This is a genomic window from Bullifex sp., assembly GCF_034103065.1.
Classification (GTDB): Bacteria; Spirochaetota; Spirochaetia; order Sphaerochaetales; family Sphaerochaetaceae; genus Bullifex.
In genome coordinates, this window is sequence record NZ_JAXEGN010000144.1 from 1 (window position 1) to 8,162 (window position 8,162).

The 8,162-nt window shown below is 37.0% G+C and carries 8 protein-coding genes; 4 read left to right on the forward strand and 4 right to left on the reverse strand.

The window, feature by feature from the left end; translation table 11 throughout:
- The 3 genes from SOY52_RS05680 to SOY52_RS05690 form a co-directional block, all read right to left on the reverse strand.
- Window positions 1-711: carbohydrate ABC transporter permease (locus SOY52_RS05680; protein WP_320848003.1), on the reverse strand; the 711-nt coding region annotated here is incomplete at its 3' end.
- The gene (locus tag SOY52_RS05685) at window positions 704-1,582 is read right to left on the reverse strand and encodes a sugar ABC transporter permease (protein ID WP_320848004.1); all 879 of its coding nucleotides are present in this window, start codon (window positions 1,580-1,582) and stop codon (window positions 704-706) included. The genes SOY52_RS05685 and SOY52_RS05680, both read right to left, overlap by 8 nt.
- A 59-nt stretch (window positions 1,583-1,641) precedes the next feature.
- Entirely contained in the window at window positions 1,642-2,928 is a 1,287-nt protein-coding gene (locus SOY52_RS05690) for an ABC transporter substrate-binding protein (protein ID WP_320848005.1), read from the reverse strand.
- 127 nt (window positions 2,929-3,055) lie between these two features.
- Here SOY52_RS05690 and SOY52_RS05695 point away from each other — a divergent pair, with 127 nt between their 5' ends.
- From SOY52_RS05695 to SOY52_RS05710, 4 genes are all read left to right on the forward strand, one after another.
- The gene (locus tag SOY52_RS05695) at window positions 3,056-3,892 is read left to right on the forward strand and encodes an AraC family transcriptional regulator (RefSeq protein WP_320848006.1); all 837 of its coding nucleotides are present in this window, start codon (window positions 3,056-3,058) and stop codon (window positions 3,890-3,892) included.
- 120 nt (window positions 3,893-4,012) lie between these two features.
- Complete coding sequence (asd, locus tag SOY52_RS05700) at window positions 4,013-5,032, forward strand: aspartate-semialdehyde dehydrogenase (RefSeq protein ID WP_320848007.1); 1,020 nt, start codon at window positions 4,013-4,015, stop codon at window positions 5,030-5,032.
- A gap of 123 nt (window positions 5,033-5,155) precedes the next feature.
- Complete coding sequence (locus SOY52_RS05705) at window positions 5,156-5,692, forward strand: cyclic nucleotide-binding domain-containing protein (RefSeq protein ID WP_320848008.1); 537 nt, start codon at window positions 5,156-5,158, stop codon at window positions 5,690-5,692.
- Between the two features lie 117 nt (window positions 5,693-5,809).
- Complete coding sequence (locus tag SOY52_RS05710) at window positions 5,810-7,660, forward strand: phosphoenolpyruvate carboxykinase (GTP) (RefSeq protein ID WP_320848010.1); 1,851 nt, start codon at window positions 5,810-5,812, stop codon at window positions 7,658-7,660.
- A 213-nt stretch (window positions 7,661-7,873) separates the two neighbouring features.
- Here the strand turns inward: SOY52_RS05710 and SOY52_RS05715 are convergent.
- Window positions 7,874-8,162: ATP-binding protein (locus SOY52_RS05715; RefSeq protein ID WP_320848009.1), on the reverse strand; the 289-nt coding region annotated here is incomplete at its 5' end.

Sequence of the window (8,162 nt, forward strand, 5' to 3'; positions counted from 1 at the left end):
CATTCCATAGTCTACAAAGTAACCACCCTTAAGGTTTGCAACTAACATTGGCATTGTAATTGATTCATTTGATTGGAAAATAATCTTTGGCCAAAGATAACTATTCCAAGCATTCATGAATGTTACAGTTGCTGCTGCTCCATATGTTGATCGCATAACTGGTATAAACATTGTAAAGAAAATTCTAATTTCACTTAAACCTTCAAGACGGGATGCTTCGATAATGTCATGTGGAAAGGATCTTGCTGACTGTCTAAAGAGCATTATCATAAAAGGTGTTGAAATTGTTGGAAGAATAAGTGCTGCAGTACTGTTGATTAAATGCATTTTTGAGAACATCTTAAAGAGAGGTACGATAGTTGCAACGAAAGGAAGCATCATTGCAATTAGCAGTACAGACATCAATCTATCTTTATATTTGTCATGGAAAATCTCAAAACCATAGCCTGCAAGAGAGCAAACGAGTAGGGTAAGAACAGTTACAATTACACTGTTTTTTACTGAGTTCCAAAGCGCTAAAAGTAGATTTTGGTTATCAAGCAATGTCTTTAAATTCTCAAGTAAATATGTTCCTGGAATTAATTTTCCTCTAATTATGTCGATACTTGGGTTTGTTGCACCACAAAACATATAATAGAGAGGAAATACTGATAGGAAGCTGAATATTCCTAAAACTATATATGAAGCTATTAGACCTTTATTTTTAATCACGTTTATCACCTACCTTCATCTGAATAAATGAGAGTATGCTAATACATACTAGGATGAACACTGAAATTGCTGCCGCATAGTTAAAGTTCGGAGTATTTTCGAATGTTGTACTGTATATGTAATGGGCAAGGGTCATTGTTGCCTTACCTGGTCCACCTGCAGTTAAGTTTACTGATTCATCAAAGAGCTGTAATGTACCTGATGTAGACATAATTGCTGTTAAGAGAATCGTTGGCTTTAAAAGAGGTATAGTAATCTTTGTAAACTTTTTATAAGCACCACAACCATCAATTGTTGCTGCTTCATAAATTGAATTTTCAATATTCTGTAATCCTGCAATATAGAATACCATGTTGTATCCAGTCCATCTCCAAACAAGTGCGATGATTACAACAAATCTAGCAGGCCATGTTTTATTAAACCAATCAATAGGTGCAATGTTAATCCAGGAAAGCATGGTATTAATAAATCCATTACTTGCAAAGAGTGACTTAAATATCATTGAGTATGATACAAGAGAAGTTGCACAAGGTAAGAAAATCATAGTTCTAAAGATTCCCTTTCCTTTTAGCTTTGGATTATTTAGCATTTGAGCTAGGATCAATGCTAATACAAGCATGATAGGAACTTGTATTACAAAATAAAAGACTGTGTTAAATAGGCATTCTAAGAATACCTTATCTTTAAATAATCTTGTGTAGTTTTGAAATCCTACCCAACGCTCTGATGCGTTATTTCCTCTTTTAAAGGATAGGAGAATTGCTTGAAGCATAGGATAAAAGCAGAAGATAAATATTAATAAAGTAGCTGGTAGTAAAATAGCCCAGCCAATTAGGTTCTGTCTTTTTTCCAAAGTAAGTTTTTTTGTCATTGGGCACCTCTAGGGAAAAAAATAGGCAGGCTTTATTCGCCTGCCCTTAGGAAAAGGTATTAACCTCCGATAGCGAATTCGACAGCTTCTTGAGCTTTCTTCATTTCTGCTTTTACATCAGCACCTTTTTGTACAACGTTTGTAATTGCGTCTGTGATTGCAGAACGAATGTCGTTGTAGTATGAACCGAAATCACAAGTAGGAACGCCATTAGCATAAGATACGATGTCTGAGTAAACTTTCTGGCCACCAAAGAATTCAACTGGATCTTGGTATTTGCTACTCTTTGCTGCTGGGAGATATGTTGTGATAACACCATTGTTTACAAGAAGTGTATCATAAAGAGCTGTGTTAGAACCAAGAGTTGTCTTTAAGAAGTCAAATGCAAGTTCCTTATTCTTACAAGCTGAAGATACTGCCCATGAAGCACCACCGCTGTTAGAGAAGTTAGTTGCACCTGCAACGCCTTCAAGCTTTGGAAGTGGAACTACTGCCCATTTACCACTCTGGTCAGCTGCTGCTGTGATTGATGAGATAATCCAGTTACCTTGGATTAAGCCAGCTGCTTTACCTGTATTAAATGATGCAATGTACTGATCCCAGTCTGTATAGTCAGTCATAAGACCTTCTTTGATTAAGCGAGCATAGATCTTAATTGCTTCTTCAAGTACTGCGTTGTTTTCAATGTTAACTTTGCCATTAACATATGGGGATGCACCAGCACTCTGTAAGATCATTAATACGATTTCACTTCCACCAGAGGTTGTGAGCATATCAATTCCTGTTGCTTTCTTAACCTTTGTTGCGTTTTCAAAGAACTGAGACCATGTAACACCGTCAAAATCTGCTACAGTTAAGCCTGCTTTTGCGATGATATCTGTTCTAATTGGCATGATTACAGCACCGTTATCAAATGGAACACCATAGTGCTTTCCATTAGCTGTTGACATTGCGCTCTTACCTGCTGCAAAGTCAGCAAAGTTGATGCCTGAGTCATCAAGTGTTGTGAAGATACCAGGGTAGTTAGCGATGAACTTCTGGTATGAGTTATCCTGCATAAGGAAGATATCTGGAAGAGTTGAGTAGTCACCAGCTTGGTCTGCTGTAACAAACTTTACTTCGATATCTTTTGATGGGTTTTCAACAATATTGAGTTTGAAATCTGGATGTGTTTCCTGATAGATTTTTTCAGCCTCAATTAATGCAGGAATGTTGAAGTTAGGATCCCATGCCCAAACTGTCAATGTGTTTGTTTTTTCTGCTGGTGCAGATTCCTTAGCACCATTTGCAAAAACAGCTGTTAGAGCCATGAGCGCGATAAGCGCAACTGCTAATATTTTTTTCATTTATTACCTCCTCGGTTATTCCCCGATATCTTCACTATATTGTTCAATAAAAGGATTAAGATATATAGATATTGCTTATATATTTATTTTTATTGCTAAATATTTAAAAATATTTCATAATTTTGGTATGAGTAATTACCACTTTGATGTAAATCTTGATGGAATTAGCAGTAAGGTCAATCTACTTTATATTTCACACAGTAGGGATGAAAATGACTGGCCTAGTATTATTCATTCACACCTTTTTTGTGAACTTCTTTACATTGAAAAAGGCAAAGGAGAATTGCTGGTAAATGGTAAAAAAATACTCATTAATGAGCGTGATTGTATCCTGCTTCCTGCTAACAATCTTCATACAGAAACATCCTCTGAAACAGAAAAATTAGAGTACTATGCATTGGGTATATCAGGCTTATCTGTAAGCTATGATGATTATAAAGGACCTATATTAAATTTTGGAAGTGAAAATGACAGGGTTCGTAATTTAATAAAGAATATGTATGGAGAGGTTAGAAAGAAGAGTAGTAATTATGAACTTATAGTAAAAGGGTATTTTTATATATTATTAACACTATTACTCAGAGTAAAGAAAGCAAATATTGAGATTAAAAAAAGTGAACAAAATGCAAAAACTAAGCTTAATTTAGTTAAAGATTATATTGATTCACACTATATGGAAGACTTCAATCTTGATGAATTAGCCCAAATGTTTAATATTTCAAAGTACCATTTTGTTAGGATTTTTAAAAAAGAGTTCTCGAAAGGCCCTATGGCATATTTAGAAGAAGTTAGAATTAGAATTGCTAAAAATCTTCTAGCGTCTACTGAAAACCGAATAACAGATATTGCACTTAACTTAGGTTTTTCATCCTCTTCTTACTTCTCTCAGCGCTTTAAAACTCTAACAGGTATTACCCCTTATGATTACAGAATGATGCTTAGAAACAACGATTTGTTGTTATAATAACATTATGTAATATTTATAACAAAAATTTAAAAAATGTATTGCATAAAATGCCTACTTTATTTTAATCTTGCGTTGCAAATTAAGAGATTCATTTCCTGAAAGGTGGGGTTTTTTATTATGGAGAACAAAATCAAAGTTGCTGTCATGGGTGCTACTGGTGCCGTTGGACAGGTATTTATGTGGATGCTTTCTGATCATCCATGGTTTGAACTTGCTTACTGTACTGCATCTGCAGCAAGAGTAGGACAAAAGTATGCATCTACCGTTCACTGGGTTATGCCATTTGAGATGCCTGAAGCAATTAAAGATATTGATGTTAAAGAATTTAATTTTGATGCTATGAAGGAAGCAGGTGTAAAGATTGTATTCTCCGCTCTCCCTGCTGCAGTTGCTATGGAAGCAGAGCCACAGCTCAGAGCTAGAGGCTTCTATGTATTTAGTAATGCAGCTGCTATGCGCTATGATTCAAATGTACCAATTCTAATTCCTGATACAAATGTAGAGCAGTTAGATTTAATTAGAAGTCAGGGTTATCCTCAGACAGGATTTTGTGTAACAAACGCAAACTGTGTTACAACTGGTCTTGCTATGGCCCTCGCACCACTTAGAAAGTTTGGAATTAAGACTATTACTATTAATAGTTATCAGAGTGTTTCTGGTGCTGGTTATCCTGGTCTTTCTTCTTTTGATATTACAGATAACTGTATTCCTTTCATTAAGGGTGAGGAAGAGAAGATTGAGAAAGAAGTTAAGAAGATTCTTTCAATTGATCCTGAAGTATATGCATACACAGTTAGAGTTCCTGTTATGTTTGGTCACCTTGAGACTGTTTGGCTTGATTTTGAGCAGGATGTTGAGTGTGATGAAATTGTTAAAGCCTGGAACGACTTTAAGGAGTGTCAGGATCTTCCTTCAACACCAAAGCAACCAATTGTATATTCTGAAGAACCAACATTCCCACAGCCAAAGTATGCTTTCTGGGGAAATCCAAAAGGAATGGTTGTTTATACAGGTCGCTTAAAGAAGAAGAATGGTAAGATTGGTTTCTGCCTACTTGTTAATAACATTGTAAAGGGTGCAGCTGGTGGTTCAATCCAGAATGCAGAGGCATTTGTATCAAGGTTCCTCAATAGATAATTGTCATAAATACTCAGTTAGGCGGTCTTCGGGCCGCCTTTTTTCAAAGTTTTTTAAAAATCACATTTCTCAAGGATTAACTCCTATAAAATGCTTTGCTATAATATATTTGAGGAGCTAAGGATGGAAAGATTTTTTGACAAAAATAATAAGCTCATAGATTTATCTAAAGGTGATATCCTATATGAGCAGGGACAGGAGTGCGATACTATGTTCTTGTTATATACAGGAAAAATGGGATTGTACTATAACTACGGTAAAGAAAATGAGCTTTGTCTTGCTACTATTTGTGAAAAAGGTTCCTCTCTTGGTGAAATGGGTCTTTTAGAGGGTGAGCCAAGAAATGGTACTGCAGTTGCATTAGAAGATTCTAAGGTACTTGAGATTAGAAAGGATAATTTAGAGGAATTTTTATTTGCGCACCCAAACGGTGGAGTAAAGATGATTCAAGACTTAGCAAATAGATTTAAGTCTGTATCAATGCAATTAGATGAAAGTAGAAAGCTACTTCGTGAACTTGTTGATAGCAACACTGTAAAGAAATCTAAGATATCAGATAGGTTTAAAAAGATTGCTGATATACTTTTAGACGTTCCAAGCGATGTTCCTGTCGATTTATATATGTCCTGTTATACAAGGAATAATACTAACTTGATGTAAATTTAATCCATTAAATAAAAAAATATCGTTTTTCCTTGTCAAAAGACAGCTTTTTATTTATTGTTGTGGTTAAGATATAGTAAGTAGTAAAGGTCTTTTGTAAAGGGCCTTTCAGAAATAGTCAATAAGGAGAAATTCATGACAATTAACGATGTTAAACATGCAAAGCTCGTTCAGTGGGTAAATGAGATCGCAGCTCTTACAACCCCAGATGCAATCGTACTTGCAGATGGTTCTGCAGCTCAGTATGATGAGCTTGTCAACGAATGTGTAGAAAAAGGCCTCTGCGTACGCCTTAATGAAGAGAAGAAACCACACAGCGTTCTTTTCAATTCAGATCCTTCTGATGTAGCTCGTGTTGAGAAGAGAACATTTATCGCAGCTAAGACAAAGGAAGAAGCTGGTCCTACTAACAACTGGATCGATCCTGTTGAACTTAAGAAAACACTCACAGGTCTCTACAGTGGTTGTATGAAGGGTAGAACAATGTATGTTATCCCATTCAGCATGGGTCCTCTTGGTTCACCAATTTCAAAGCTCGGTGTTGAGATTACAGATAGCCCATACGTTGTTATCAACATGATGATTATGACACGTGTAGGTGTTAAGGTTCTTGATTTACTCGGAACAGATGGATATTTCGTACCATGTCTCCACTCAGTTGGTAAGCCTCTTGCAGCAGGTGAGACAGATGGTGGTAAGTGGCCATGCGCTCCAATGGAAGATAAGTACATTGCACAGTTCCCAGAGACAAGAGAAATCTGGTCATTCGGTTCTGGTTACGGTGGAAACGCTCTCCTTGGTAAGAAGTGTCTCGCTCTCAGAATAGCTTCTGTACTCGCTCGTGATGAAGGTTGGCTTGCTGAGCACATGCTCATCTTAAAGGTCACAAACCCAGAAGGTAAGAGCCGCTTCGTAACAGCAGCATTCCCATCAGCTTGTGGTAAGACTAACTTGGCTATGCTTATTCCTACAATTGAAGGTTGGAAGGTAGAGACAGTTGGTGATGATATCGCATGGATGAAGTACGGTGCAGACGGCAGACTTTATGCAATCAACCCAGAAGCAGGTTTCTTTGGTGTAGCTCCAGGAACATCTGCTAAGTCAAACAAGAACGCTTTAATCGCTGCTAGCAAGAATACAATCTTTACTAACGTTGCTCTTACAGCTGATAAAGATGTTTGGTGGGAAGGTATTGGTTATGATGCTCCAGGCCCACTCACAGATTGGCATGGTAATGAATGGATTCAGGATAAGGGTAATAAGGAACAGGCTCCAGCAGCTCATCCAAATTCACGTTTCACAGCTCCTGCATCTCAGTGCCCATGTATCGCTCCTGAATGGGAAGATCCACAGGGTGTTCCAGTATCTGCTATCCTCTTTGGTGGTAGAAGACCTTCAACTATCCCACTAGTACATATGGCTCGTAACTGGAATCATGGTGTATTCCTTGGTTCTATCGTAGGTTCAGAAGTAACAGCTGCTACACTCGATGTTAAAGCTGGTACAATCCGCCGTGACCCATTCGCAATGCTCCCATTCTGTGGTTACAACATGGGTGACTACTTCAAGCACTGGATTGAAGTTGGTAAGGCTGGCGATGCTGACAAGCTTCCAAAGATCTTCTATGTTAACTGGTTCAGAAAGACAGCTGAAGGTAAGTGGTTATGGCCAGGTTACGGCGATAACAGCCGTGTCCTCAAGTGGATCTTCGAATGCTGTGAAGGTACTGCTAAGACAGTTGATACTCCAATTGGTATCATGCCTACTGTTGATGCAATTGATCGCCCAGCAGATGTTTCTGAAGAAGACATGAAAGAACTTCTTACTGTTGATGTTGATGGCTGGCTCAAGGAAGTTGATGACATCAGAACTAACCACTATCCAAAGTTCGGATCTCACCTCCCAGCAGAACTTGCAGAGATGCTCGATACTCTCGAAGCTAACCTCAAGGCAGCTAAGAACTAATAGACTTTATATAGTCAAAAAGCCCTTCAGTTTTGGAGGGCTTTTTCATTGCTTAAAATAATAGATAAGTTGCGGAAAGTGTATAAAAACAGGTACTTTCCGCAGGTTATCGCAATATTATAAATGAAATAATTAAGATAATTTACTGCATTATAAGAAATGTAAATTGCAATATAAAAATGACAAAAAATTCCGAAATAAAAATGTAGTAATTTAACGAGACCTTTTCTGATCATTTCCCTCAAGTAACTCATAATAATCTTTAGTTCTATAAGAAGGACCAATAATCTTTATTACATGGGAATGATGAAGTAGTCTATCTAATATAGCATTAGCAAGCATAGAATCAGAGAAAACATCACCCCATTTGCTAAAAGGTTGGTTGGTAGTAATAATAGTAGAAGTGTGCTCATATCTTTTAGCAATAAGCTGGAAGAAAAGATTAGCACCAGTCTTATCTATAGGAAGATAACCAATTTCATCGATAATCAGAAGCTTATAC

Coding starts and splice junctions, on each gene's coding strand:
- SOY52_RS05685 (WP_320848004.1), bottom strand. CDS start 1,582: ATGACAAAAAAACTTACTTTGGAAAAAAGACAGAACCTAATTGGCTGG.
- SOY52_RS05690 (WP_320848005.1), bottom strand. CDS start 2,928: ATGAAAAAAATATTAGCAGTTGCGCTTATCGCGCTCATGGCTCTAACA.
- SOY52_RS05695 (WP_320848006.1), top strand. CDS start 3,056: ATGAGTAATTACCACTTTGATGTAAATCTTGATGGAATTAGCAGTAAG.
- asd (WP_320848007.1), top strand. CDS start 4,013: ATGGAGAACAAAATCAAAGTTGCTGTCATGGGTGCTACTGGTGCCGTT.
- SOY52_RS05705 (WP_320848008.1), top strand. CDS start 5,156: ATGGAAAGATTTTTTGACAAAAATAATAAGCTCATAGATTTATCTAAA.